A 25675-nucleotide genomic window follows, 5' to 3' on the forward strand; every position below is an offset into this window, starting at 1 on the left:
CGTCCGCAGCCGATTGACAGCGGTGGCCGGTGGGCGATGGGGTCATGGGTGTCGGTGGCTCGGCGTAGGCTGTCCCGGTGACGCTTCAGGGTTTGACTCACGCGCTTCGGCGCGCCGCAACGATCGACGATGCCCTCGCGTACGCGGGCAAGAGCGCGGACTTCTCCGTGATCGACGGGCTGCGTGCACCGCTCCTCGCGGCGCTCATGGACGAGCGCGGTCGGCAGGGTGCCGCCCAGGCGGCCCTCGTCGTCACCGCGACCGGCCGCGACTCCGAGCGGCTCCGCTCCGCGCTCAGCGACCTCATGCCAGAGGCCGAGATCGTCGAGTTCCCGGCCTGGGAGACCCTGCCGCACGAGCGCCTCAGCCCGAGCGCCGAGATCGTCGGCCGACGCCTGGAGGCGCTGCGGCGGCTCGGCGCCTGGACGGGGGAGCGACCGTTCCTCCTCGTCGCGTCGGTGCGCGCCGCGCTGCAGCCCGTGGCCGACAACCTCACCGAGACCGCTCCGATCGAACTCGTCCAGGGCGGTCGCGGCCACGACCTCGCCGCGATCGCGCTGCGACTCGTCGAACTCGCGTACACCCGGGTCGACATGGTGTCGCGGCGTGGTGAGTTCGCGTTGCGCGGGGGCATCCTCGACGTCTTCCCGCCGGTCGCCGACCACCCGTACCGGGTCGAGTTCTTCGGCGACGAGGTCGACGGCATCCGGGCGTTCTCGGTCGCCGACCAGCGATCGCTGCCCGAGCCGGTCGACGCGATCCGACTGCCGCCGTCCCGTGAGCTGCTCCTCAGCCCGGCCGTCCGGCAGCGCGCCGCGGAGATGCAGCACGAGTTCCCGAGCCTCACCGGGATCCTCGAGAAGATCGCGGAGGGCATCGCGGTGGAGGGCATGGAGTCGCTCTCCCCGGCCCTCGTCGACCGCCTCGTCCCGATCACCCATTACCTGCCGGATGGAGCGGCAATCGCCGTCGTCTCGCCGGAGCGCGTCGTCACGAGGTCGATCAGCCTCGCCGAGACGAACCGCGAGTTCCTCGCCGCCGCATGGAGCGCCGCGACCGTCGGTGCGAACGCGCCGATCGACCTCGCCTCCGGTGACTTCATCTCGCTGGGCGCTCTGAAGGAGTCCGTCACCTTCAGCGCTCCTGGCCAGCCGGCGCCCGACCACCCGTGGTGGACGTTCAGCGGATTCCGCGCCGGCCCCGACGTCGAGACGCTCCCGGAGCACCTCGAACTCGACGAGCTCCTCACCGTCACGGTCGACGGCGACACCGTGCCGAGCTTCCACGGCAACGTCGAGGGCGCCATCGAACACGTCGCCGACCGCATCCGCGAGGGGTGGACGGTCATCGTCGCCGCCCGCGGGGTCGGTCTCGTCGAGCGTGCGGCGGACGTCCTCGCCGAGCACGAGATCGCGGCCCGTATGGTCGACGAGCTGCCGGCCGACCCGGAGCCCGGGGTCGCCTACCTGCTGCAGGCCGACGTCGAGGGCGGCTTCGAGCTGGAGACGTCGAAGCTCATGCTGCTCGGCGAGACCGAGTTCTACGGACGCACCGCCGGGTACGACTCGCGCCTGGTCAAGAAGCTCGCCACCCGACGCAAGAACGTCGTCGACCCGATGCAGCTCCGGTCCGGCGACTTCGTCGTGCACCAGACCCACGGCATCGGCAAGTTCGTCGAGATGACCCAGCGCGAGGTCTCGAGCGGTGGACGCAACCCGGTGAAGAGCACCCGCGAGTACCTCGTGCTCGAGTACGCACCCTCCAAGCGCGGCTACCCGGGCGACAAGCTGCTCGTCCCCACGGACCAGCTCGATCTCCTCACCCGCTACGTGGGCGGCGAGGCTCCGCAGCTCAGCAAGATGGGCGGCAGCGACTGGTCGCAGGCGAAGAGCAAGGCGCGCAAGGCCGTCCGCGACATCGCCGTCGAGCTGGTCAAGCTCTATTCGGCGCGCATGGCGTCGAAGGGGCACGCCTTCGGCCCCGACACCCCGTGGCAGCGCGAGCTCGAGGAGGCGTTCCCGTTCGCGGAGACCCCCGACCAGCTGCAGACCATCGACGAGGTCAAGGCCGACATGGAGCGCGAGATCCCGATGGACCGCCTCCTCTCCGGCGACGTGGGGTTCGGGAAGACCGAGGTCGCCGTCCGTGCCGCGTTCAAGGCCGTCCAGGACGGCAAGCAGGTCGCGATGCTCGTGCCGACCACCCTGCTCGTCAAGCAGCATTTCGAGACCTTCCAGGAGCGGTTCGCCGGGTTCCCCGTGCACCTGCGGCCGCTCAGCCGGTTCCAGTCCGACAAGGAGGCGCGGGAGGCGCTCGCCGGACTCGCCGACGGCACGGTCGACGTCATCATCGGGACGCACCGTCTGCTGACCGACAAGGTGCACTTCAAGGACCTCGGCCTCGTCATCATCGATGAGGAGCAGCGGTTCGGTGTCGAGCACAAGGACGCCCTCAAGAAGCTGAAGACGAACGTCGACATCCTGGCAATGAGCGCGACCCCGATCCCGCGCACGCTCGAGATGGCGGTCACCGGCATCCGGGAGATGTCCACGCTTGCGACGCCACCGGAGGACCGCCACCCGATCCTGTCCTTCGTCGGTCCGTACAACGGCAAGCAGGTCGGTGCGGCGATCCGGCGCGAGCTCCTGCGCGAGGGCCAGATCTTCTTCGTGCACAACCGGGTCTCGTCCATCAGCCGCGTCGCGGCGGACCTCGCGGAGCTCGTCCCCGAGGCGCGCATCGCCATCGCCCACGGGCAGCTCGGCGAGGCCGCGCTCGAACAGGTCGTGGTCGACTTCTGGGAGCGCCGTTTCGACGTCCTCGTCTGCACGACGATCATCGAGACCGGCCTCGACATCTCGAACGCGAACACGATCATCATCGACCGCGCCGACAAGTACGGCCTGAGCCAGCTGCACCAGCTGCGGGGTCGTGTCGGTCGAGGCCGCGAGCGCGCCTACGCGTACTTCCTCTACGACGAGCACAAGCCGCTCTCCGAGACCGCCCACGACCGGCTCTCGACCATCGCGGCGAACAATGAGCTCGGCAGCGGCATGCAGGTCGCCCTGAAGGACCTCGAGATCCGTGGCGCCGGCAACATGCTCGGGGGCGAGCAGGCCGGCCACATCGCGGGCGTCGGCTTCGACCTCTATCTCCGCATGATCGGCGAGGCCGTGTCCACCTTCCGTGGCGACGTCGCCGAAGGGCAGACCGAGCTGCGGCTCGAACTGCCCGTCGACGCGCACATCCCCGAGGAGTACGTCGACAGCGAGCGGCTGCGGCTGGAGGCCTACCAGAAGCTGTCGGCCGCGTCCGGACCTGCGGCCAAGGACGGCCAGATCGACCTCGTGATCGACGAACTCACCGACCGATACGGCGAGCCGCCGGCGCAGGTGAGTACGCTCATCGCCGTGTCGCGGCTCCGTCAGCGTGCGCAGCGCTCGGGACTCAGCGACCTCATCGCCGTCGGACCGAACCTGCGGGTCACGCCCGCCGACCTCCCCGACTCCATCCAGACGCGGCTGCGACGCATGTATCCCGGCGCGAAGTACCTGGCCCAGACGAACACCGTCATCGTGCCGTTGCCGCGCGTCGGCGACGAACCGCTGGCCGACACCGACCTCATAGCCTGGGTGCAGCAGTTCCTGAACGCGATCTACCCGCTGCCGGAGGGCTCGACGTCGTCCTAGCGGGCAGCCGCAGATGGGCCCGCGGGACGACAGCGTCGGTACCCGCGGCCGATCCGACGGTCGTCGTCCATCCCTAGCGTGGAGGGATGAAGAAGTTCCTCCGCATCGTCCTCACCGGGATCGCAGCGCTCGTCGCGCTCGTGCTCGCCGGGCTCCTCACGACCACCATCGTCAACACCGCCGCATCGGCCTCTGAGGCCACGCGCATCGAGGAGTACGGGCAGCGGGTCGAGGTCGACGGCAAACGCATGAACGTGTCGATCACGGGGGAGGGTGATCAGACGATCGTCCTCCTGCCCGGCTTCGGCACCGGTTCGCCCGTGCTCGACTTCTCGCCGCTCGTCGGGGAGCTCTCGTCGTCGTACCGGGTGGTCGTGGTCGAGCCCTTCGGATACGGGCTGAGCGACCAGACCGACGTGCCGCGAACGACCGAGAACATCGTCTCCGAGATCCACGAGGCGGTCGCCGGGCTCGGCATCGACCGGTACGTGTTGATGGGGCACTCCATCGCGGGGATCTATGCGCTGGACTACGTCGAGCGGTTCCGCGGCGAGGTGACGGCGTTCGTCGGCATCGACAGCAGCGTGCCCGATCAGCCGGGCATGGATGCCGCGCTGCCGGTCGACGCCCTGCGTGCGGCGAAGGCACTCGGCATCACCCGGGTCGTCACGGCGCTGTCGGGCGACCCGTACCCGGATCCGCCGTACGACCAGCACACGCGTGAGCAGCTCGGGATGATCTCGCTGCGCAACACCTCGAGTGCGACGTCCTCGGACGAGATGTCGCGCATCGCGGCGAACTTCCGAGCGGCGAAGGGGAAGACCTTCCCGGCAGACCTCCCGGTGCTGCTCTTCGCCCAGCGGGACAACCCGACGGTGGCGGGGTGGCTGCCGCTCCATGAGGAGCAGGCTGCGAGCGTCGACCGAGGAGAGGTCGTGCCGCTCGACGCCGACCACTACCTGCACCACACGAAGTCCCGCGAGATCGCCGCGGACGTCGACCGCTTCCTCGCGACTCCAGGCGTCGGGTAGCCGGTCGACGGGCCAGGCCGTCGGTCTGCGGACGGACGTATGCTGGTGCCCACGATCCCGTCGAGTCGGAGGAACCCATGGCGACCAGCATCCGGACGAAGCAGGAGCCGAAGGTGGTCGTGGCCGACGCCGTGGCCCGGCTCCGACAGGCCTTCGACCGCGGCACCACGAAGCCCGTCGCCTGGCGGCTCCGCCAGCTCCGTGCGCTGAAGCAACTGCTCCTCGAACGGGGCGTCGAGCTCGAGCGGGCGCTGGCGACCGACCTGGGCAAGAGCGGAACCGAGGCGCAGATCACCGAGATCGGCCTCCTCGTCGGCGAGATCGATCACACGCTGAAGCACCTGAAGCGTTGGGTGCGGCCCCGACGCGTCGCGGTGCCACTCACCCTCGCCCCGGCGTCGGCATCGGTCGTGGCGGAACCGGTCGGCGTCGTCCTCGTCATCGGCCCGTGGAACTATCCGGTCCAGCTCTGCATCGGTCCCGTCATCGGGGCGCTCGCCGCGGGTGATGCCGTCCTGCTGAAGCCCAGCGAGCTCGCCCCCGCCACGAGCGCCGCACTCGCTCGTCTCCTCCCGGAGTACCTCGACGACCGTGCCGTCGCGGTGGTCGAGGGCGATGCGGAGGTCGCCACGGCCCTCCTCGCCGAGCGGTTCGACCACATCTTCTACACGGGTGGAGCCGCCGTGGGCAAGGTCGTCGCCCGTGCCGCGGCGGAACATCTGACCCCGATCACCCTGGAACTCGGCGGGAAGTCGCCGGTGTACGTCGACGACACCGTGGACCTCGCGGACGCGGCCCGCCGGATCGTCTGGGGCAAGCTCATGAACGCCGGCCAGACCTGTGTCGCCCCGGACTACCTGCTCGCGACGCGCTCGGTCGCCGATCGACTCGTCCCGTACCTGCGCGACGCGATCGCAGCCCTCTACGGCCCGGACCCCGCCGACAGTGCCGACTACGGCCGCATCATCTCGGACAAGCACTTCGCCCGGGTCAGCGGTCTGCTCGACGGTCTCGAGCCGGCCCTCGGCGGCGTGGTCGACGCCTCGGAGCGGTACATCGCCCCGACGGTCGTGAACGGCGTCGACGCTACGGCGTCGATCATGCAGGAGGAGATCTTCGGTCCGATCCTGCCGATCCTCCACGTGTCCGGGCTCGAACAGGCCATCGCGCACATCCGGGCAGGGGAGAAGCCGCTCGCGCTCTACGTCTTCAGCGACGACCGCGCCACGCGGAAGCGGTTCACGCGCGACACCTCCTCTGGCGCGTTGGCGTTCGGCGTGCCGGCCGCGCACCTCCTCGTGCCGGGTTTGCCGTTCGGCGGCGTCGGGGCAAGCGGGATGGGCGCGTACCACGGTCGCCATTCCTTCGACACGTTCAGTCACGCGAAGGCGGTGTTCTCCAAGCCGCTGTCCCCGGACACGCTGTCGCTCGTCTACCCGCCCTTCACCGAAGCGCGCGACCGGATCGCGCGACTGATCTCGAAGACCGGCAGCACCGACGACCGCCGCCCGTGGGGAGCCCGTCGGTGAGCAGCGAGCCCGTCGGCGACACCTCCGCTGAGCGCCTCGTCGACGCCATGCGGCAGATCCGCGACCGTTGCGTCTGGACGCAGGGCATCGACCACGAGATGCTCGTGCCGTACCTCATCGAGGAGAGCTACGAGCTCGTCGAAGCGGTCGAGGCCGGGACGCGCGACGAACTCGTCGAGGAACTCGGCGACGTGCTGTGGCAGGTCGTCTTCCATGCGGAGATCGCGTCCCGTGACGCCGATGCGCCGTTCGACTTCGACGACGTCGCCGAGGCCGTCACCCGCAAGATGGTCCACCGTCACCCACACGTGTTCGGCGACGAAGCAGCGCCGACCCCGGAGGACGTGGTGCGCGTCTGGAACGCTGCGAAGGCCGAGGAGAAGGCGAAGCGCAGCAGCGCGCTCGAGGGGATCCCGCAGGGGATGCCGTCGCTCGCCCTCGCCGACAAGGTGCTGGGCAGGGCCGTGCCGCTCGGGGTGGGCCCGACGGTCGACGCTGATGTCGTGGACGACGAGGACGCCCTGGGGGAGCAGCTCCTCGCCGTGGTCGCTGCAGCACGGGCGAACGGGCTCGACGCGGAACGGGCGCTCCGGGGTGCCGTCCGTCGGTTGAGCGCGCGAGTGCAGGACGCCGAGCGTCCGGTGGCGTCACCGACCGATGGCTGAGCGAGGGGTCGCCGGGCGCCTGCTCACGGTGCCGGTTCCCCGCCATGCCAGAATTGAGGCATGGCAGCTCCAGTGAACCCGCCGCGCGGCATGCGCGATTTCCTCCCCGCCGACAAGGCCCGTCGGGAGCACGCGCTGGGCACCATCCGTCGGGTCTTCACCGCGCACGGTTTCGACGAGATCGAGACGCCGGTGGTCGAGGAGTACGACCGGCTGCACTCCGGGCTCGGCGGCGACAACGAGAAGATGGCGTTCAACATCCTCCGGCGCAAGCTCACCCCGGAGGCCATCGTGGCCGCGGCGGACAACCAGACCGAACTCACCGACCTCGGCCTGCGCTTCGACCTCACCGTGCCGCTCGCCCGGTTCTACGCGACGCACCGGGCTGAGCTCCCGCCGGTGTTCCGTTCGATCCAGATCGCTCCGGTCTGGCGCGGCGAACGTCCGCAGCAGGGCCGGTACCGCCAGTTCGTGCAGTGCGACATCGACATCATCGGAGAGTCGTCGAACCTCGCCGAGACCGAGCTCATCATCGCGACCCTCGCGGCCCTCGCCGAGCTCGGCATCACCGGCTGCAGCGTGCGGATCAACGACCGCCGACTCCTCATCGGCATGCTCGAGTCGCTGGGCTTCCCTGCCGACGAGCACGCGCAGGTGCTCATCACGATCGACAAGCTCGACAAGATCGGTCAGCAGGGCGTGGTCGCCGAACTGCGCGACCGTGGCGTCGACGCCACCGCCGTCGACGCACTCGAGGCCTTCTTCTCCCGTCCGCAGACGATGGAGTTCAACACCTTCGGCGAGCGGGCGATCCGGAAGGCGCTGCCGCTCGGTGCGGACGACGCCGTCGTCGCGGAGCTCGACGCACTCGGGAAGGCCGTCGCCGCGGCCACCTCCCTCCAGGGTCAGCCGGCCGACCCCTTCGCGAATCCGCTCGTGTTCGACCCCTTCCTGGTGCGGGGCATGGGGTACTACACGGGCGCCATCTTCGAGATCGCGCACCCCGACCTCGGGTACTCGCTCGGCGGCGGCGGTCGCTACGACGGCATGATCGGGCGTTTCCTCGGCCAGGACGTGCCGGCAGTCGGGTTCTCGATCGGCTTCGAGCGCATCGTCGACCTCATCGAGCTCCCCGCAGGTGCGGCCGCGGATGCCGTCGTGCTCGTGCACGACCGCGACGTGCCTCCCGTGACGCTCGTGGCGTTGAAGGCCAAGCTCGTCGCCCAGGGACGTCGGGTGCGACTCGAAGCCCGCGTGAAGAACCTCAAGGCCCTCCTCGAGCGTGTGTCGGCAGCCGGCTTCGGTGCCTTCGCGTTCGTCTCGGCCGACTCGACCCTCGAGTCGCTCGAGTTCAAAGCGCTCGACTGACGATTCCCGCACCCGCTCCCCGCTCCTCGGCGCGCTTCCGAGCCGCTGCCCAGCTCGTCGGTGCAGGATGGAGCATTCGGCCGGATCCCCTCCCACGAGCGATCCGTCCGCTCTGCCCCCGATCGAAGAACTGGTTCCCCGATGAGCGTCATGGCCCCTGCAGCGCGCCCTCGGCGAGCGCCGGAGTCGACCGGCCCCACGCGCCGCCGGGTGAGCCTCGTACGGCGCCGGGCGACCACGCTCGCGCTGGCCGTCGGTGTCCCGCTCGCCCTGCTGACGGCCGCCCACGCCCTCGTCCCCGACATCCTCGGCCTTGGACTCGTCTGGGACAACGCCCTGCCGTGGACGTGGGTCGTGCTGCCGGTGCTCTTCCTCGTCCTCCTCGTCGCCCGCACGCCGGGCGCCGTCATCGGTCTCCTCGCGCCGACGCTCGTCTGGGCCTTCCTGTTCGGCCCAGGCGTCGTCCCCATGGGTGACGTACGCTCGGCAGTCCCTGCCGAAGCCTCCCTCACGGTCGCCAGCCAGAACCTCGGGCCGGAGGGCGACCCCGCGGTCATCGCGGCTTCCCTCCAGGCCAGTGGGGCGGATCTCATCGCGCTCCAGGAGATCGAGGACCACGACCGCGAACCGCTCGCCGCGACGCTCGACGAGCAGTACCCGTACTCCGTGCTCACGGGGACGGTGGGTCTCTGGAGCCGCTATCCGATCGCCGACTCGGTCGGGCTGAAGCTCGGCCTCGACTGGTACCGGGCGATCAACGCCGTCGTCGACACCCCGTCCGGAGCCGTGAGCGTCTACGTGATCCACGCCGACTCCGCGCGTCCGGGTGCCCACGCTGAGCGGGACGTGATGCTCGCGGAGTTGGCCGACACCGTCGCGGCGAACACCCGTGATCGGATCGTCGTCATGGGCGACTTCAACGCCTCCGCCTCCGACCGGGCGCTCGCCGCACTCCAGAGCGAGGTGTCGGAGCCCAACCAGAGCGGGGGCGGCTTCGGACTCACCTGGCCGGCCGGGACACCGCTCATGCGACTCGACCACGTCTTCGTCCGCGGCATGACCGCGACCCACAACGCCGTCGGCGACGCCGAGGGCAGCGACCACCACGGCATCGTGTCGAGCTTCCGGCTCGACCGCTGACCGCGCGCCTCGGGCGACGATCCGCGGCTCTGCGCCCGTTCAGCCGATGTCACTAGACTGAGCGCGGGCGGCCGTCGTACCCGTCCCACGTCCCAATCCCCACAAGGAGAACATCAGTGGCACTCATCGAGGCAGTAGGCGCTCGCGAAATTCTCGACTCCCGAGGCAACCCGACCGTCGAGGTCGAGGTGCTCCTGGAAGACGGCACGGTCAGCCGTGCAGCAGTCCCGTCCGGCGCATCGACCGGTGCGTTCGAAGCGTACGAGCTGCGTGACGGCGATGCCGCGCGTTACCTCGGCAAGGGTGTCGAGAAGGCGGTCGACGCCGTCCTCGACGAGATCGGCCCGGCACTCGAGGGCATCGAGGCGGACGACCAGCGCCTCGTCGACCACACCATGATCGAGCTCGACGGCACCGAGAACAAGAGCCGCCTGGGCGCGAACGCGATCCTCGGTGCGAGCCTCGCGGTCGCCCGTGCCGCTGCGGACTCCGCAGACCTGTCGCTCTACCGCTACGTCGGCGGCGCCAACGCCCACGTCCTCCCGGTCCCGATGATGAACATCATCAACGGTGGCTCGCACGCCGACACCGGCGTCGACATCCAGGAGTTCATGATCCTCCCGATCGGCGCTCCGAGCTTCCGTGAGGCGCTCCGCTGGGGCACCGAGACCTACCACACGCTCAAGGGCCTGCTGAAGTCGAAGGGCTTCGCGACCGGCCTCGGTGACGAGGGTGGCTTCGCCCCCGACTTCGAGCACAACCGTGCGGCCCTCGACTTCATCGTCGAGGCCATCGAGCAGGCCGGCTTCACGGTCGGCACCGACATCGCGCTCGGCCTCGACGTCGCCTCCAGCGAGTTCTACAAGGAGGGCGCGTACCAGTTCGAGGGCAAGGCGCTCAACAGCACCGAGATGACCGCGTACTACGCCGACCTCGTCGCGAACTACCCGCTCATCACCATCGAGGACCCGCTGGCCGAGGACGACTGGGCGGGCTACGCCCACCTCACCCCCGAGCTCGGCTCCAAGGTCCAGATCGTCGGAGACGACCTGTTCGTCACGAACCCGAAGCGTCTCGCCGACGGCATCGCCAAGGGTGCGGCGAACTCGCTGCTCGTCAAGGTCAACCAGATCGGGACGCTCACCGAGACGCTCGACGCGGTCTCCCTCGCGCAGCGCTCCGGCTACACGACGATCCTGTCGCACCGCTCCGGCGAGACCGAGGACACCACGATCGCCGACCTCGCGGTCGCCACGAACGCGGGCCAGATCAAGACCGGTGCGCCTGCGCGCAGCGAGCGGGTCGCGAAGTACAATCAGTTGCTGAGGATCGAAGAGGAGCTGGGCCAGGCAGCCGTCTACGCCGGCCGCAGCGCCTTCCCCCGGTTCACCGCCTAAGCATCGTCACCTGAAGGCTCTCAGGGGTGCCGATCGGCACCCCTGAGAGCCTTCGTCGTGTGCGGGAGGCGCCTGTGAAGAAGCCATCGATGCCGGCCGGCGGCGAGTCGAAGCCCACGCCGTCCGGCAGCGGAGCAGCGTCCTCCTCGTCCTCCGGCTCGTCGAAGCAGCGACCGGCGTCGAAGCCCCGGTCGAGCTCCGCGGATGCCTCCGCCAAGCGCGCCTCCTCGTCGTCCAAGCGCCCGACGGGAGCCACCGCGAAGCCCGCACGCTCCGCAGGCACAGCCCCGCGGTCGACGACGAAGGCACCGCGATCCGCGTCGGCCGGTTCCTCAGCACCGCGCTCGCGGACCGGCTCGACACGGACCGCCCCGGCACGCCAGTCGGACGCCGGCGGCTGGTTGCGGAGTCTGCGACTGTCCGGGTTCAGCGTCCTACTCCTCGGGATCCTCGTGCTCGGGGTCGTCGTCCTCGCGCCGAACCTCAAGACCTTCCTCGAGCAGCGGCAGCAGATCGCCGCGCTGGAGGCCGGTGTCGCCGACACCCAGAAGCAGGTGGACGCGCAGCAGGCCGAACGCGAGCGCTGGAACGACCAGAGCTACGTCATGACGCAGGCGCGCGACCGCCTGTTCTACGCCCTGCCCGGCGAGGTCAGCTACATCATCATCAACGACGTCGACCCGGCCTCCTTGCCCACCAGCGAGACACCCGTGAGCGACACGCTCGTCGACTCGCAGTCCGACTGGCTCGACGGTCTGCTGTCCTCGCTCGTCGCCACCGGCTACTCGCCGGCCCCCGTGGCGACCGAGACCCCTGCTCCCACGCAGACGACGCCTCCCGCCGGCGGCTGACGTCCGGACGCAGTGGTGAACCCGGCGATAATGGAACCATGAGCACCCCTCCCTTCGGCCCCGTCTCCGAGCGCGACGTCGAGATCGTGTCGGCGCAACTGGGACGCCCGGCCCGAAACGTCGTCGGCATCGCGGCGCGCTGTGTCTGCGGCGCCCCGACCGTCGTCTCCACCGCTCCTCGCCTGGCCGACGGCACGCCGTTCCCCACGTTCTACTACCTGACCCACCCGGCCGCCACGGCCGCGGTCTCCTCGCTCGAGGCGACCCAGGTGATGAACGAGTACAACGAGCTTCTGGCCGAGGACGAAGCGGTCCGCGCCGAATACACCACCGCGCACACGGCCTACCTCGCCGACCGCACCTCCATCGCCGAGGTCGCCGAGATCGACGGGATCTCCGCCGGCGGCATGCCGGTGCGCGTCAAGTGCCTCCACGCGCTCGTCGGCCACGCTCTCGCGGCTGGTCCGGGCGTCAACCCCATCGGCGACCTCGCGCTCGACCGCGCGAGCTGGAGCCCCGAGGTGTGCGCATGCGCGGACGGCCAGGCGGGGCAGGGATAGGCCCCGCACGCGACGGGGGTCGCCTGTGGGGGAGTGACGGACCGCGACGCGGAGACCGTCGTCGTCCGCGCGGCCTCCGAGGTGCGCTGTCGGCGCTGTCCGCGATGCTTCTGGCGCTCCTGCTCGTGGGGACGCAGGCGCTCCCGGCGTCGGCGGACACCGTGCGCGACATGCAGTACTGGCTCGGTGACTACGGCTTCACCACGGCGTGGGAGACGACGAAAGGCGCCGGTGTCACCGTCGCCGTGATCGACACCGGTATCGCGAGCGGTCCGGCGGAGTTGACCGGGGCGGTCGCGGGTGGCGTCGACGTCTCCGGGCTCGGGAGTCCCGACGGGCGGACGCCGGTGGGTTCCGAGGGGAGCGAGCACGGGACGCTCGTCGCCTCGATGATCGCCGGTCGTGGCCGCACGGGCGGTGCCGGGGTCATCGGCGTGGCGCCCGAGGCCCGCCTGCTCTCCGTCTCGGTCGGGTTCGGCTCCGACGGGTCGGCCGTCGTCCCCTGGGACGATCAGATCGCGACCGCCGTCCGGTGGGCGGTGGACAACGGTGCGGACGTCATCAACATGTCGCTGACGCGCAACAGCCTCGACTGGCCGACGAGCTGGGACGACGCCTTCCTCTACGCCTTCTCGCACGACGTCGTCGTGGTGGCTGCAGCGGGCAACCGGGGGAGCGGGACGGTCGAGGTCGGTGCTCCGGCGACGATCCCGGGTGTGCTGACCGTCGCCGGTGTGGACCGCGCGGGGTCGGCGAGCTTCGACGCCTCGAGCCAGGGCATCACGATCGCCGTCGCTGCGCCGAGCGAGCAACTCGTCGGGGTGACGCCCGCCGGGTCCTACGTGCAGTGGCAGGGGACGAGCGGGGCGGCGCCGATCGTCTCCGGACTCGTGGCCCTCGTCCGCTCCGCCTGGCCGGAGCTCAGTGCCGCCGACGCCATCAAGCGCGTGACGGCGACGGCGAAGCAGGTGGGTGACTCCGCACAGAGCCCCATCTACGGGGCAGGACTCATCGACGCCGCGAAGGCGGTCAGCGGTTCCGTCGGTCCGGCGGCGACCTCGCCGGAGCAGCAGCTGTCCGACTGGATCACGCTCTACCGACGGGCACCGCAGGTCCCCGATCCCGATCCGGGTGCCGAGCAGCCGTCGCCGACACCGGAGCCGGTACCCCCGGCGATCCCGGAGAACGAGGCCGTCGAGGTGCGCGCCAACCCGTTCCTCCCGACGCCGAGCACTCTGCTCTACGGCTCGCTGCCACTGGCGCTCCTCCTCGGAACTGGTAGCCTGGTCACGCTCGGTGTCATAGGCGCTACCAGGCATTTCAAGCGGGTGCTGCAGAAGTAGTACTCTGTTCCGATATTCTCAGACACTCATCTGAACCAATCGTCTTGACGTAGGAGATCGTTCGCCGTGCCCAAAATTCTGATCGTCGGTGGTGGTTACGCCGGGTTCTACACCGCATGGAAGCTCGAGAAGCAGCTTCGTCGTGGTGAGGCCGAAGTCACCATGGTCGACCCGCTGCCCTACATGACCTACCAGCCCTTCCTGCCGGAGGTCGCCGCCGGTTCCATCGAGCCACGTCACGCGGTCGTCTCGCCGCGTCGCCACCTGAAGCACACCAACGTGATCACCGCCAAGGTCACGGGCATCAACCACGCCGAGAAGAAGGCGACCATCACGCCTGAGGTCGGTGAGCCCTGGGAGGTCGACTACGACATCATCGTCGTCACCGCCGGAGCCGTCTCCCGCACCTTCCCGATCCCCGGTGTCGCCGACACCGCGATCGGTCTCAAGACCATCGAAGAGGCCGTCGCGATCCGCGACCGCGTGCTCTCCAACTTCGACAAGGCCGCGAACCTGCCGGCCGGGCCCGAGCGCGACCGCCTGCTGACCTTCACGGTCGTCGGTGGCGGCTTCGCCGGTATCGAGGTCTTCGCCGAGCTGCGTTCGTTCGCGAGCTCGCTGCTGAAGTTCTACCCGCAGCTCTCCTTCGAGGACACGCACTTCCACCTCATCGAGGCCATGGGTCGCATCATGCCCGAGGTCAAGATCGAGACGAGCCACTGGGTCCTCAAGAACCTGGCCGAGCGCGGCGCGCTCGTGCACCTCGACACCCAGCTGCAGTCGGCTGTCGACGGCAAGATCGAGCTCTCGACCGGTGAGTCGTTCGAGTCCGACCTCATCGTCTGGACCGCCGGTGTCATGGCGAACCCGGGCGTCGTCCGCGGTGGCGACCTCCCCGTCGAGGAGCGCGGTCGCATCAAGACCCGCGCCGACCTCCGCGTCGGCACCGACGACGACATCGTCGAGGGTGCTTGGGCGGCCGGCGACGTCTCCGCCGTCCCCGACCTCAGTGGCGGTGGCGTCGGTGGCTTCTGCGTGCCGAACGCTCAGCACGCCGTCCGTCAGGGCAAGCTCCTCGCGAAGAACATCACCGCGGTCCTCCGTGGCGAGGAGCCGAAGAACTACTTCCACAAGAACATGGGTGCGGTCGCCGGTCTCGGCATCGGCGTCGGTGTCTTCCAGTCCGGCAACCTGGCGATCAAGGGCCTCCCGGCCTGGTTCGCGCACCGTGGGTACCACGGGCTGGCCATGCCGAGCTTCGAGCGCAAGTTCCGCGTGTTCGGTGGCTGGTGGAACAACTTCTGGCTGGGACGCGACATCGTCTCCCTGTCGGCCGTGCAGAACCCGCGTGAGGCCTTCGAGACCTTCGCGTCGCGCCCGAAGCCCCCGGCAGACGCTGCTGCCCCCGCAGCAGCTCCGGCGGCTCCCGCAGCGGCTGAGAAGCCCGCTCGCAAGGCTCCCGTCAAGCGCAAGCCGAAGGCCGCCCCGGCCGAGGCCGCAGCGCCCGCCGCCGAGGCACCTGCTGCCGAGGCTCCTGCTGCCGAGGCTCCTGCTGCTGCTGGCGCCCCGACCGGTGCCGACGACGAGCAGGCCTACGCGACGCCCGCTGAGGAAGTCAGCGCGAACAAGTAGTCCGGTCCGGAGCCCAGCTCCGTTCCTCGAGAGGCGCATGTCATCCGGTCCGCCGGGGCATGCGCCTCTCGGCGTTCGACGCCTCGATACGATGAGGTGCACGCCCCCGTAGCCCAACTGGCAGAGGCAGGCGACTTAAAATCGCCGCAGTGTGGGTTCGAACCCCACCGGGGGTACGTCGCCGTACCGGCACCGCATGGAAGGATGGACGCATGGCTACCCGCACGATCACGACGCTCGTCGACGACCTCGACGGTTCCGACATCCCTCGCGGGCTGGGGGAGACGGTCCGGTTCGGCATCGACGGCGAGAACTACGAGATCGACCTGACCGACGACAACGCGGCGGCACTGCGCGAGACGCTGGCGTCATACGTCGAGGCCGCACGACCCGTCATCGCATCGGCATCGCTCCGCCGGCTGCACTGAGCGGTCGCCCGCACGGCGGTCGTACCCCTCAGCATGTTCGCCCCGATCCTGCAAGGGTCCCTGCCGGGCGTGGGGGCGCGACTAGCGTGCTCAGCATGAGTACTCCGAGCGACCACGACCACGCCCTGAACGACGACGAGCAGACGAGTAAAGACCGCACGTACAGCCCCTCCAGCGAGGCGGAGACGGCGGCCAAGCAGGACGACGGGCAGCCCGTCGTCCGTGATCCCGACATCGCCTCCGGCATGATCAACGTCGCCCCTGGGACCGGTGGTCCGGACGACACCGGCGACGTCGATGTCGACCCGGGTGAGCTGCACATCCCTCGCGATCCCGACAGCGCGCACTGAGACAACGATGCCTCGAGCGTTGACCCCTGAACGGGGTGCACGAAACGCATGACGCGAACGCGACACGGCGGTGTTGCGTCACGCAAGGTGCCTCCCGTCCGCTACCTTCGAGGTGGGGGCGTCACCCGTGAGCCGGTCCCGGAAGCCGCAAGCTTCTTGGTCGACCGGTTGCTAGACGCCTCAAGTGAGGGCGAGGTATTCGGGTTACCTCGCCCTCACGCTTGCCCGCTGCATCTTCCGGCCCGGCCGTACGTCCTCGACGGTAGGCTGAAACGATGCAGGAGATCACCCCAACCGAACTGAGCAAGCTCGAGCAGGCCGTCATCATCGACGTCCGCGAAGCCGACGAGGTCGCCGTCGCCAGCGTGCCCGGTGCCCGACACCTGCCGATGTCGTCCTTCCTCGACCACCTCGACGAGGTGCCCCGCGAAGAGACCGTGTACGTCATGTGCCATTCCGGAGGCCGCAGTGCCCGCGTCACGGGTTACCTCGAACAGCAGGGCTACGACGCCGTGAACGTCACCGGGGGCATCTCCGAGTGGGCCGCCAGCGGCCTGCCGGTCGAGCGTCCCGCCGACGCCGGCTGAGTCGTCCCCGACGATCGGATCGCGATCGTCGCGACCCCTGCCGCCCGGGCGATCGGATCAGCGCCGCTTGCGTCTCGCGATCTCGTCCGCGAGCTGCTGCACCAGGGCGGGGTCCGCGTCGCGCGCGAGGGCGACGTAGTGGTCCATGACGTCCGGGCGGTAGCGCACGGGCAACGTCTGTCCGGGGGCGAGTCGGGTGAGCTCCGTGATCGTGAAGTTCTCGTCGGCGATCCCGCGGAACGAGCGGCCGTCGGCGGTCTCCACGTCGAGCATCAGGACCAGGCGTGGATTGTTGTTGACCTCCCGCCAATCGACGAGGACACCGAGCGCCAGCGTCCCCGTCCGCAGTTCGGCGTTCCGCTTGCGAGCATCTCCGCTGAGGACCGGATTCGGGGCGACGCCGGGGAATGCGGGCCCGACGCCCAGTGCTTCCCGACTCAGGTCAGGCCTGAGCTGCGCCATGAGATCGTCGAGCTTCCTCTTCGAACCGAACATCCCGAACCCTCTCGCACCTCGGCACCGGGTTCTCGACCCGGTGTGTGGCCTTCACCGCGATTGTAGGCCAGGGCCGTTCGCGACCGCCGTCGCCGGAGGAGTCTGGCCTAGCGCGCGTCGATGAGCGGCCGGAGGTGACGGTTCCAGGCCCACGTCCCAGCTCCGACCGCCGCGAAGGCGAGCGACCCCAGCAGGAGTCCGACGAGCGTGTCACCCGCACCCGGAACCGTCGCCGTCGGGCCCAGGAGTCCGAACAGCAGTGTGAATCCCACGAACGCGCTGCCGAGCCACACCGGCCTCGACCAGGCGAGGATGGCGCGTCCACCGAGCGGGCCGAGGGGGAGGAGTGCGATCGACGCGGATCCGATCCCCGCGATCGCGGTCAGGTTCACGGCCTCGACGAGCATCGCGCCCACGCCGCCGCTCGGCTCACCGGCCAGCGCCGACACGAGCCAGGCGACCGAACCGAGCCCGGCGGCCGCAGCGATCCGGGCCAGCGCGAGGCGACCCGCGATGCGTGGCGTGATGGCATCGGAATCGGTCTCCGTCGAGGATGTCGAGCCGGCTTCATGCGTTTCGGGTCTCCGTGTGGGTCGGAGTTCGGTCAATAGCGCGAAGAGCAGAGCCGGCTGCACGGCCAGGAGGCGTGAGAGCGCGGTGACGACACCGACCGCCACCAGTCCGCCGACACGGACGCTCACGCGCATCGAGCCCAGCCTGGCTCGGCGGGCGACGACGAGCTGCGCGAGGAGGCCCACGACGTTGATCGCGACCACGGCGATGAGTGAGGCGAACCACAGCCGGAGGTACGCCGGCTGACCGGTCACTGGGTGCGCGAACATGAGGATGCCTGCCGCGAGCACGGCGGTGACGACGGCCATCGCCGTGCGATTCGGGAGCGGGACCGACGGGACCCGCTCGAACTCGTCCCTCGGTCGGTTGCGCCCGGTCACCGCTGCACGACGACGGTCGGCGATCGTGGCGCGCCAGGGGGCGATGGAGGTAGCGAGGAGTCGGGCCGGGATCGCGATGAGCGCCACCGCCGCGAGGGCGAGGAGGGCGGCGAGCCACCAGACCGGCTGGCCACGGCCGTCGATCGTGGAGGCGAGGGTCTGCGTGAACGGCGTCGTCCCCGACCAGAGGCCGCCACCACCGGTGGGTGGAGCGGCGCCGGGCACCGGTTCGCCGCTCGGCGACGGGGTCGGCTGCTGCGTTCCCGGAGCGGGTGTCCCGGGTGCGGGCGCAGGCTCGGGGCCGTCGGACGGCGATGGGGAGGCGGACGGTGCCGGCGTGGCGGGCGCGGCCGATGCATCGCCGAACGTCAGGGTGATCGCCGTACTCGCCCCGCTCGTGTTGCCCGCGGCATCCTGCTGGATCGCGAGGACGACGTGCGCCCCCGCCGGCACGCCACCGCCGGAGCAACTCCAAGTGCCGCCGGTGACGACCGCCGTGCAGACCGACGTCGAGTCGGCGAAGACGGTGACGGTCGCGCCCTCCTCGCCGGTGCCGGCGTAGCTTGCCGCCGAGGTCGGCATCGCCTGTCCGGCCGTCGGCGAGGACATCACGGGTGGGGCCGGAGCGTCGCGGTCGATGGTGAGCACGACCGGGGCGGACGCGTCGGAGCGCTGATTGCCGCTGAACGAAGCCTGCTGCGTCGCCGTTACGGAGACGTCGCCGGCCGGCAGCGGCTCGCCCAGCACGCAGAACCAGCTTCCGGAGCTGTCCGCCGCGAAACTGCAGGTGGCACCGGAGTCGGCGCGGACCGTCACCGTCGCTCCGGGGTGGGCGGTGCCGCGGACGCCGCCGTTGCTCGGCGTCCCCTCGGTGATGGTGGGCGGGCCGAGCGCGGACACGGAGATCTGCGCGGAGAGCGTCTCCGGGCCGCCGACCTCGACGGCGGTGATGAGCAGTCCGCCGCCGTCGGGCAGGTCGATCGAGCAGGACCACTCGGTGCTGTCGTCCTGCGGCAGGATGCAGACCGGCTCGAGACCGTCGCCGACCTGCAGCTGGACCCCCGTGCCGGCGTCCTTCGTCCCGGTGACGGTGGTGCTGCCGCTGCCGATGAAGGAACCGGAATCGGGGCTCGTGATGGTCGGCCCGTCGAGCGGCGGTGGTGTCGGCGTCGCAGCGCTCTCGCTCGGGGTGGGGAGCGGTTCGGGCGTCGCCGATGCAGGGCCCGCGACGGTCGTCGTCCAGAGTCCGGCCGAGAGGAAGACGGCGAGGAGGATCGCGACGCGTCCGATCGAGCGATTCGATCGGACTCCTGTTCCTGCGCGCGCGTGTTCCCCGGTCACCGTCTCCATTCCCCCAAGATCACCGCGGGAAGTCAACCTCCCGCGCCAGATCGGGTCACATTCTCGGCCGATCCGCACGGGAAAACCGTCGCGACAGGTGCGCTCGGGCCGGCGGTCCGCCATACTTGCGCGACTGGGTCATCCGTCCCAGTCGAGTCGACCGCGATGGAGCGGCACGACCCGTGGGCGCCCCGGGAAGGGTTGCGATGCCGAGGATCTCCGTTGTCGACCGACGAGCCGAGCTGATCAGCGCCGCCCTCCGCGTCGTCGCAGCCGAGGGCGTCGCCGCCGCCACGACCAGGGCCATCGTGGCCGAGGCCGGGATGTCGCTGGCCAGCTTCCACTACGCCTTCGCCTCCCGCGACGAGCTCCTCGCCGAACTGGTGGCACACGTCGTCGAGCATGAACGCGTCGTCCTCGACGTCGGCGAGCTGCTGACGGACGAGGAGGCCACTCAGGAGCATTCGCCCACCCTCGAGGCCGTCGTCCGTGCCGGCCTCCAACGCTACGTCGACCTCCTCCGCGCCGATCCGGCTCGGGAGGCGGCGATGCAGGAGCTCAGCGCCTACGCGATGCGGACGCCGGGCCTCGAGCACCTCGCGCTCGAGCAGTACCGCCGGTACGAGGAGCTCGCGCGTGAGGCGCTCGCGCTCGCCGCCAGGGTCAGCGGCAGCACCTGGACGCAGCCCGTCGACGAGATCGCGCGGACCGTCATCGCCTTCACCGACGGGCTGACACTCGGCTGGCTGGTGCGACGCGACGATGCCGAAGCCAGGCGACTCGTCGGGACGGTGGCGCACCTCGTCGCAACCCTCGCCGAACCGGGGCCGAGATGAGCGGCCTCGGCACCGCGGCCGTCGACCACCCGGCCGACCGACGGGTCACCGGGCGCTGGGTCGCCGCCTTCGCGGTCGCCTGGCTGGGCGTCTGGATGGCCCAGCTCGCCCCGTTGCAGCTCCTCCTGCCCGCGCAGATCGACGCGACGCTCGCTCCCGAACACTGGGTGGACAGCGTCGTCGCATTCGGTGTCGTCGCCGGGGCGGCCGGACTCTGCTCCATCGTCGTGTATCCGCTGACGGGCGCCCTGTCCGACCGCACACGGTCGCGGTTCGGGAGACGCCGACCGTGGATCGCAGCTGGTGCGCTCGTCTTCGCCCTGGGGCTCGTCCTCCTCGGACTCCAGACCGGCATCGTCGGCATCGGCGTCTGCTGGTGCCTCGCCATCATCGGCTTCTGCATCCTCGGAGCGGCGCTCACCGCGACCATCTCCGATCAGGTGCCCGTGGGGCAGCGCGGCTTCGTCTCGGGGTGGATCTCCGCTCCGCAGGCTGTCGGGGTCATCCTCGGCATTGCCCTCCTGCTCCTGCTCGGCACCCAGATGGTCGTGGGGTACCTGGCGCTCGCCGTCCTCCTGATCGTGCTCGTCGTGCCCTTCCTCCGGCTGTCCGATCCACTCCCGACGGGCGATAGACCCGTGCCGCTCACCGTGCACGCGCTCCTGGAGAGCCTCTGGATCTCACCGCGACGGCACCCCGACTTCGCCTGGACCATGCTCAGCCGCGTCCTCGTGAACCTCGGCAACGCCTTCAGCACCTCGCTGCTGTTCTACTTCCTGCTCTTCGGGCTCGGGGACGCCGACGCCGAGACCGACCTCCTGCTGGTCACGGTCGTCTACACGGTGTTCGTGGTCGGGTCCTCGATCCTGCTCGGCCGACTGTCCGACCGCATCGGCCGACGACGGGTCTTCGTCGTCGCGGCCTCCGCCTCACAGGCGCTCGCCGCACTCCTGCTCGCGATCTGGCCCTCGCTGCCGATGGGGTTCGTGTCGGCGGCGCTCATCGGGCTCGGCTACGGCTGTTTCATGTCGGTCGACCAGGCGCTCGCGACGCAGGTCCTGCCGGACCCGGCGTCGCACGGCAAGGACCTCGGCATCATGAACATCGCCCAGGCGGTGCCGCAGGCGGTCGCTCCGCTCATCGGCGCCTGCCTCGTCGCCTGGCTCGGCGGATTCGCCGGCCTCTACCTCGTCTCCGCGGCCTGCGCCGTCGCAGGGGCGGTCGCCGTCACCCGAGTACGAGGAGTGCGCTGATGAGCATCGAACTGACCGCAGGCGGCCGGGTTTCCGACCCGATGCCCTGGCTCGACCCGAGACGGTACTGGGGCGGAATCGAGCGGGCCGTGTCGGACGTTGACTCGCCTGTCGCCGTCCTGCAGCTCGGAGCCCTCCGCCACAACACGCACGACATGCTCCGACGGGCCGCGGGGAAACCGATCCGCGTCGCCAGCAAATCCATCCGTGTCCGAGCGGTGATCGACGCGCTCCTCAGACAACCCGGCTACGCCGGCGTGCTGGCCTACTCCCTGTCCGAGGCGCTCTGGTTGTCCGAGACGGTGGACGACGTCGTGGTCGGCTACCCGACGGCGGAGCGGGGTGCCATCGCGCGGCTGACAGCCGACGAACGGGCGGCCTCGCGGATCACCCTGATGATCGACTCCCTCGACCACCTCGACCTCGTCGACGCGGTGACACCTCCGGAGCGACGTGCACGCATCCGCGTGTGCATCGAGCTCGACGCCTCGTTCCGCGCGCCCGCCCTCGGCCACGTCGGTGTCCGCCGCTCGCCCCTGCGCACGCCGGACGAGGTCCGGGCTCTCGCGGAGGCGGTCGTCGCCCGACCCGGTTTCAGGCTGGTCGGGATCATGGCCTACGAGGCGCAGATCGCCGGGCAGGGGGACGACCTCGCGGGTCGACCGGCGTGGTCGGCTGCGCTCCGCGCGATCCAGCGGCGCTCGTGGGCCGAACTCCGGGAACGTCGTGCCGCCGTGGTCGCGGAGGTCCGAGCGGTCGCGGAGCTGGAGTTCGTCAACGGCGGCGGGACGGGATCCCTGGAGCTCACCGCGTCCGACGACTCGGTGACCGAGATCGCCGCCGGGAGTGGCGTCTTCGGCGGACACCTCTTCGACCACTACCGGGCGTTCACCCCGGCACCGGCCGCGGCGTTCGGTCTGTCGGTCGTCCGGAAGCCGTCGCCGGAGCTCGCGACGATCCTCGGCGGCGGATGGGTCGCCTCCGGTCCGCCAGGGCTCGACCGCCTCCCGCTCGTCGCGTGGCCGGAGGGCCTCGAGATGCTCCCGCGGGAGATGGCCGGCGAGGTGCAGACGCCGGTCTCCGGGGCTGCGGCTGCGTCGCTCCGGCTCGGTGACCGCGTCTGGTTGCGGCACACGAAGTCCGGGGAGCTCAGCGAACGGGTGGACGCCTTCCACGTGGTCGGGGCCGACGGGGTGGAAGCCGTTCTACCGACGTACCGCGGCGAAGGGCAGGGCTTCGTCTGATGGGGAAGACGACAGCGTGGACGAACTGGGCGCGGACCGAGCGGGCGTGGCCCGTGCGGGTCGAGCGGCCCGACTCGGTCGGCGCGGTCCAGCGCCTCGTGCGTGCCGCAGCGGGGGCGGGCCTCCCGATCAAGGCGGTCGGAGCCGGTCACAGCTTCACCGGGATCGCCGTGGCGCCCGGTGTGCTGCTCGAGCTCGACGCCTTGAGCGGCCTGGTCCGGGTCGATCGGGAACGCAGCCGCGTGACCCTCCGCGCCGGTACGCGCCTCCATGACATCCCGCGCCTCCTCGAACCGTTCGGTCTCGCCATGCCGAACCTCGGCGACATCGACCGGCAGTCTGTCGCTGGCGCGATCTCCACCGGCACCCACGGGACCGGGATGGCGTTCGGCGGCATCGCGACGCAGGTCGTCGGGGTGACGATGGTGACGGCGGACGGCGAGCTGCTGACGTCGGACGCCCAGCAGGAACCAGGGCTCCTCCCGGCACTGGCGCTCGGGCTCGGAGCGCTCGGGATCCTCGTCGAGGTCACGCTGCAGTGCGTCCCGGCGTTCGTGCTGCACGCGGTGGAACGGCCTGAGTCGCTCGACGAGCTGCTGCCAGCGCTGCTCGACCGGGCCGCCGCCGTCGACCACTTCGAGTTCTACTGGTTCCCGCACACCGCGACCGCCCTGACCAAGACGAACCACCGGCTGCCGGGTGACGCGCCCACCAGGCCACTCCGCCCGGTCGCGAAGTGGGTCGACGACACGCTCCTCGCCAACGGGGTCTACCGGGTCCTCTGCAACACGGGCGTCGTCGCGCCGGCCACCGTCCCGCGCGTGAACCGGCTCGCGGACCGCCTCGTCGGCGACCGTGAGTTCACCGATCGGTCGACGCGCGTGTTCACCACGAGCCGCACGGTGCGGTTCGTGGAGATGGAGTACGCGGTGCCGCTCGAGCACCTCCCGACCGCGTTCGCCCGGATCCGCGCACTCATCGAGGAGCGGGGGTGGCGGATCTCCTTCCCCATCGAGGTCCGGGTCGCAGCGGCCGACGAGCTGTGGCTCTCCACGGCATCAGGACGAGCGACCGGCTACGTCGCCGTGCACCGTTTCTTCCGTGAGGACCCGGGGGAGTACTTCCGCGCCGTGGAGGCGATCATGATCGAGTTGGGCGGTCGGCCCCACTGGGGCAAACTGCACGGCCGTGACGCATCGTCCCTGCGTGGCGCCTATCCTCGCTTCGACGAGTTCGTCCGCCTCCGCGACCGCCTCGACCCCGGCCGTCTGTTCGGCAACCGGTACCTCGCCCGCGTCCTCGGCGAGTGACGGCCCGCCGGGTGTCCGGTGCATCCGCGCTGCACGCCTGCTGCGTGCTTCCTCCGAACTCCCCAAGGGCACCGGCGGGTCGCAGGTAGAATGAGCAGACCCGCTCTCCATCGACTCACAAGGAGCCCATCCTCATGGAATGGCTGATCCCAGTCCTCATCGTCGTCGCCCTGGTCGTCATCGTCGGCATCTACTTCTGGGTGACGTACAACTCGCTCGTGACGCTGAACGTGCGGGTCGAGGAAGCATGGAGCGACATCACCGTCCAGCTGAAGCGACGCGCCGACCTCATCCCGAACCTCATCGAGGCGGTCAAGGGGTATGCGGCGCACGAGAAGGCCGTGTTCGAGAACGTGACGAAGGCTCGTGCCGAGACGCTCACCGCGCAGGGGCCGGCGGCCGTGAGTGAGGCCGAGACCCACATGCAGCAGGCGCTGAAGAGCATCTTCGCCGTCGCGGAGGCCTACCCGCAGCTCCAGGCGAGCCAGAACTTCCTCCAGCTCCAGTCCGAGATCGTCGACACCGAGGACAAGATCCAGGCCTCGCGCCGGTTCTACAACGGCGGTGTCCGGGAGCTGAACACCAAGGTCAAGGTGTTCCCGAACAACCTGTTCGCCAAGGGCCTCGGGTTCTCGGAGCACGACTTCTTCGAGGTCACCGACAACGCGGCGATCGCCGAACCGCCGCGCGTCCAGTTCTGACGTGCGGTAGCGCAGTCCCATGTACCGCGCCATCGCCAGGAACAAGCTCAACACGGTCCTGATCTTCGTCGTCTTCCTGGTCATCATCGGCGGCCTCGGTTGGCTCGCGGGGTATCTCTACCAGAACCTGACGATCACGATCGTGGTGCTCGTCGTGGCCGTCGTGTACGCGGTGATCCAGTACTTCTTCGCGGGGCGGCAGGCCATCGCGATGACCGGCGCGCAGCGCATCGAGCTGGCCGACAACCCGAGGCTGTACCGCATCGTCGAGAACCTCGCGATCACCACCGGGGCGCCGATGCCCGAGGTCTACCTCATCGCCGACCCGGCGCCCAACGCCTTCGCGACGGGTCGCGACCCCCAGCACGCGATGGTGGCCGCGACGACCGGCCTCCTCGAGATCCTCAACGACGCCGAGCTGGAGGGGGTCATGGCCCACGAACTCGGTCACGTCCGCAACTACGACATCCGCGTGTCCATGGTCGTCTTCGGGCTCGTCGTCGCGATCGGGTTCCTCTCCGACATGCTCCTCCGGATGACGATCTGGGGTGGCGGCAACCGGAACAACAACAACGGCGGCAACCCCGTCATGCTGATCATCGGCATCGTGGCGATGCTCGTGGCACCGCTGCTCGCGACGCTCGTCCAGCTGTCCATCTCACGTCAGCGCGAGTACCTCGCCGACGCGACGGGCGCCCTCACGACCCGTCATCCGGAAGCGCTCGCGAGCGCACTGGGGAAGCTCGCCGCCTACGGTCGACCGATGGCGAAGCAGAACTCGTCCATGGCGCACCTCTGGATCTCCGACCCGTTGAAGCCCGGCGCGGTCGCCCGCTTGTTCAGCACCCACCCGCCGCTCGTCGAACGGATCAAGCGCCTGAGCACCATCGGCGGCGGCTTCTAGGCGAGGGCCTCCCGGCCCCGGATACACGAATGGGGCGGCACCCGGAGGTGCCGCCCCATTCGGCGTTC

Annotated in this window: 22 protein-coding genes and 1 tRNA gene; 21 read left to right on the forward strand and 2 right to left on the reverse strand. The window is 70.1% G+C overall.

Annotated features, from left to right (window positions below; translation table 11 throughout):
• Positions 1-77 precede the first annotated feature (77 nt).
• The 15 genes from mfd (at position 78) to GV015_RS10085 (ending at position 16570) form a co-directional block, all read left to right on the forward strand.
• Positions 78-3689 (forward strand): transcription-repair coupling factor, encoded by a 3612-nt coding sequence (mfd, locus tag GV015_RS10015; protein ID WP_079705469.1) that lies wholly within the window; start codon positions 78-80, stop codon positions 3687-3689.
• Positions 3690-3775: 86 nt separating this feature from the next.
• Positions 3776-4720: an alpha/beta fold hydrolase gene (locus GV015_RS10020; RefSeq protein WP_124768960.1), complete on the forward strand. Its 945-nt coding sequence runs from the start codon at positions 3776-3778 to the stop codon at positions 4718-4720.
• A gap of 77 nt (positions 4721-4797) precedes the next feature.
• On the forward strand, positions 4798-6249 hold the full coding sequence (locus GV015_RS10025) for an aldehyde dehydrogenase family protein (RefSeq protein WP_159878162.1): 1452 nt from the start codon (positions 4798-4800) through the stop codon (positions 6247-6249).
• Positions 6246-6914, forward strand: coding sequence for a MazG nucleotide pyrophosphohydrolase domain-containing protein (locus GV015_RS10030; RefSeq protein ID WP_371416555.1), 669 nt, complete (start codon positions 6246-6248; stop codon positions 6912-6914). The genes GV015_RS10025 and GV015_RS10030 overlap by 4 nt, the downstream gene beginning before the upstream one ends.
• Positions 6915-6974: 60 nt before the next feature.
• Positions 6975-8282 (forward strand): histidine--tRNA ligase, encoded by a 1308-nt coding sequence (hisS, locus tag GV015_RS10035; protein ID WP_159878163.1) that lies wholly within the window; start codon positions 6975-6977, stop codon positions 8280-8282.
• A 150-nt stretch (positions 8283-8432) separates the two neighbouring features.
• A complete protein-coding gene (locus GV015_RS10040; RefSeq protein ID WP_159878164.1) occupies positions 8433-9422 on the forward strand; it encodes an endonuclease/exonuclease/phosphatase family protein in 990 nt (329 codons plus the stop codon).
• A 116-nt stretch (positions 9423-9538) separates the two neighbouring features.
• Positions 9539-10819, forward strand: coding sequence for a phosphopyruvate hydratase (gene eno, locus GV015_RS10045; RefSeq protein WP_056007454.1), 1281 nt, complete (start codon positions 9539-9541; stop codon positions 10817-10819).
• A gap of 74 nt (positions 10820-10893) precedes the next feature.
• On the forward strand, positions 10894-11670 hold the full coding sequence (locus tag GV015_RS10050; protein WP_159878165.1) for a septum formation initiator family protein: 777 nt from the start codon (positions 10894-10896) through the stop codon (positions 11668-11670).
• Between the two features lie 38 nt (positions 11671-11708).
• Positions 11709-12230 carry a DUF501 domain-containing protein gene (locus GV015_RS10055; protein ID WP_159878166.1) on the forward strand — a complete coding sequence of 174 codons (522 nt, stop codon included), beginning with the start codon at positions 11709-11711 and terminating at the stop codon, positions 12228-12230.
• Positions 12231-12334: 104 nt separating this feature from the next.
• On the forward strand, positions 12335-13573 hold the full coding sequence (locus GV015_RS10060) for a S8 family serine peptidase (protein ID WP_159878167.1): 1239 nt from the start codon (positions 12335-12337) through the stop codon (positions 13571-13573).
• A gap of 66 nt (positions 13574-13639) precedes the next feature.
• A complete protein-coding gene (locus tag GV015_RS10065; protein ID WP_159878168.1) occupies positions 13640-15205 on the forward strand; it encodes an NAD(P)/FAD-dependent oxidoreductase in 1566 nt (521 codons plus the stop codon).
• A 102-nt stretch (positions 15206-15307) separates the two neighbouring features.
• A tRNA-Leu gene (locus tag GV015_RS10070) sits at positions 15308-15381 on the forward strand.
• 36 nt (positions 15382-15417) lie between these two features.
• A complete protein-coding gene (locus GV015_RS10075; protein WP_064296464.1) occupies positions 15418-15633 on the forward strand; it encodes an Lsr2 family protein in 216 nt (71 codons plus the stop codon).
• A 95-nt stretch (positions 15634-15728) separates the two neighbouring features.
• On the forward strand, positions 15729-15983 hold the full coding sequence (locus tag GV015_RS10080; protein WP_138946673.1) for a hypothetical protein: 255 nt from the start codon (positions 15729-15731) through the stop codon (positions 15981-15983).
• Positions 15984-16258: 275 nt separating this feature from the next.
• The gene (locus GV015_RS10085) at positions 16259-16570 is read left to right on the forward strand and encodes a rhodanese-like domain-containing protein (RefSeq protein WP_064296463.1); all 312 of its coding nucleotides are present in this window, start codon (positions 16259-16261) and stop codon (positions 16568-16570) included.
• Positions 16571-16627: 57 nt separating this feature from the next.
• Here GV015_RS10085 and GV015_RS10090 read toward each other — a convergent pair whose 3' ends face one another.
• Both GV015_RS10090 and GV015_RS10095 read right to left on the reverse strand, forming a co-directional pair.
• The gene (locus tag GV015_RS10090) at positions 16628-17065 is read right to left on the reverse strand and encodes a hypothetical protein (RefSeq protein ID WP_159878169.1); all 438 of its coding nucleotides are present in this window, start codon (positions 17063-17065) and stop codon (positions 16628-16630) included.
• Between the two features lie 107 nt (positions 17066-17172).
• On the reverse strand, positions 17173-19368 hold the full coding sequence (locus tag GV015_RS10095; RefSeq protein WP_159878170.1) for a hypothetical protein: 2196 nt from the start codon (positions 19366-19368) through the stop codon (positions 17173-17175).
• 197 nt (positions 19369-19565) lie between these two features.
• On the opposite strand from GV015_RS10095, the gene GV015_RS10100 reads away from it, so the two are divergent.
• The 6 genes from GV015_RS10100 to GV015_RS10125 all read left to right on the forward strand — a co-directional run bounded on the left by GV015_RS10100 (position 19566) and on the right by GV015_RS10125 (position 25607).
• Positions 19566-20195: a TetR/AcrR family transcriptional regulator gene (locus GV015_RS10100; RefSeq protein WP_159878172.1), complete on the forward strand. Its 630-nt coding sequence runs from the start codon at positions 19566-19568 to the stop codon at positions 20193-20195.
• A complete protein-coding gene (locus GV015_RS10105; RefSeq protein WP_159878174.1) occupies positions 20192-21448 on the forward strand; it encodes an MFS transporter in 1257 nt (418 codons plus the stop codon). Before GV015_RS10100 ends, GV015_RS10105 begins: the two co-directional genes overlap by 4 nt.
• On the forward strand, positions 21448-22692 hold the full coding sequence (locus GV015_RS10110; RefSeq protein ID WP_159878176.1) for an alanine racemase: 1245 nt from the start codon (positions 21448-21450) through the stop codon (positions 22690-22692). Before GV015_RS10105 ends, GV015_RS10110 begins: the two co-directional genes overlap by 1 nt.
• Positions 22692-24002: a D-arabinono-1,4-lactone oxidase gene (locus GV015_RS10115; protein ID WP_159878177.1), complete on the forward strand. Its 1311-nt coding sequence runs from the start codon at positions 22692-22694 to the stop codon at positions 24000-24002. The genes GV015_RS10110 and GV015_RS10115 overlap by 1 nt, the downstream gene beginning before the upstream one ends.
• 134 nt (positions 24003-24136) lie before the next feature.
• Positions 24137-24703, forward strand: a complete 567-nt coding sequence (locus GV015_RS10120) for a LemA family protein (RefSeq protein WP_064296457.1) — start codon at positions 24137-24139, stop codon at positions 24701-24703.
• 19 nt (positions 24704-24722) lie between these two features.
• Positions 24723-25607: a M48 family metalloprotease gene (locus tag GV015_RS10125; protein ID WP_159878178.1), complete on the forward strand. Its 885-nt coding sequence runs from the start codon at positions 24723-24725 to the stop codon at positions 25605-25607.
• The last annotated feature ends 68 nt before the right edge of the window (positions 25608-25675 follow it).

The organism is Plantibacter sp. T3, assembly GCF_902506515.1.
Classification (GTDB): Bacteria; Actinomycetota; Actinomycetes; order Actinomycetales; family Microbacteriaceae; genus Plantibacter; species Plantibacter auratus.

Coding starts and splice junctions, on each gene's coding strand:
- GV015_RS10020 (WP_124768960.1), top strand. CDS start 3,776: ATGAAGAAGTTCCTCCGCATCGTCCTCACCGGGATCGCAGCGCTCGTC.
- GV015_RS10025 (WP_159878162.1), top strand. CDS start 4,798: ATGGCGACCAGCATCCGGACGAAGCAGGAGCCGAAGGTGGTCGTGGCC.
- hisS (WP_159878163.1), top strand. CDS start 6,975: ATGGCAGCTCCAGTGAACCCGCCGCGCGGCATGCGCGATTTCCTCCCC.
- GV015_RS10040 (WP_159878164.1), top strand. CDS start 8,433: ATGGCCCCTGCAGCGCGCCCTCGGCGAGCGCCGGAGTCGACCGGCCCC.
- GV015_RS10055 (WP_159878166.1), top strand. CDS start 11,709: ATGAGCACCCCTCCCTTCGGCCCCGTCTCCGAGCGCGACGTCGAGATC.
- GV015_RS10060 (WP_159878167.1), top strand. CDS start 12,335: ATGCTTCTGGCGCTCCTGCTCGTGGGGACGCAGGCGCTCCCGGCGTCG.
- GV015_RS10075 (WP_064296464.1), top strand. CDS start 15,418: ATGGCTACCCGCACGATCACGACGCTCGTCGACGACCTCGACGGTTCC.
- GV015_RS10080 (WP_138946673.1), top strand. CDS start 15,729: ATGAGTACTCCGAGCGACCACGACCACGCCCTGAACGACGACGAGCAG.
- GV015_RS10085 (WP_064296463.1), top strand. CDS start 16,259: ATGCAGGAGATCACCCCAACCGAACTGAGCAAGCTCGAGCAGGCCGTC.
- GV015_RS10090 (WP_159878169.1), bottom strand. CDS start 17,065: ATGTTCGGTTCGAAGAGGAAGCTCGACGATCTCATGGCGCAGCTCAGG.
- GV015_RS10095 (WP_159878170.1), bottom strand. CDS start 19,368: ATGGAGACGGTGACCGGGGAACACGCGCGCGCAGGAACAGGAGTCCGA.
- GV015_RS10100 (WP_159878172.1), top strand. CDS start 19,566: ATGCCGAGGATCTCCGTTGTCGACCGACGAGCCGAGCTGATCAGCGCC.
- GV015_RS10105 (WP_159878174.1), top strand. CDS start 20,192: ATGAGCGGCCTCGGCACCGCGGCCGTCGACCACCCGGCCGACCGACGG.
- GV015_RS10110 (WP_159878176.1), top strand. CDS start 21,448: ATGAGCATCGAACTGACCGCAGGCGGCCGGGTTTCCGACCCGATGCCC.
- GV015_RS10115 (WP_159878177.1), top strand. CDS start 22,692: ATGGGGAAGACGACAGCGTGGACGAACTGGGCGCGGACCGAGCGGGCG.
- GV015_RS10120 (WP_064296457.1), top strand. CDS start 24,137: ATGGAATGGCTGATCCCAGTCCTCATCGTCGTCGCCCTGGTCGTCATC.
- GV015_RS10125 (WP_159878178.1), top strand. CDS start 24,723: ATGTACCGCGCCATCGCCAGGAACAAGCTCAACACGGTCCTGATCTTC.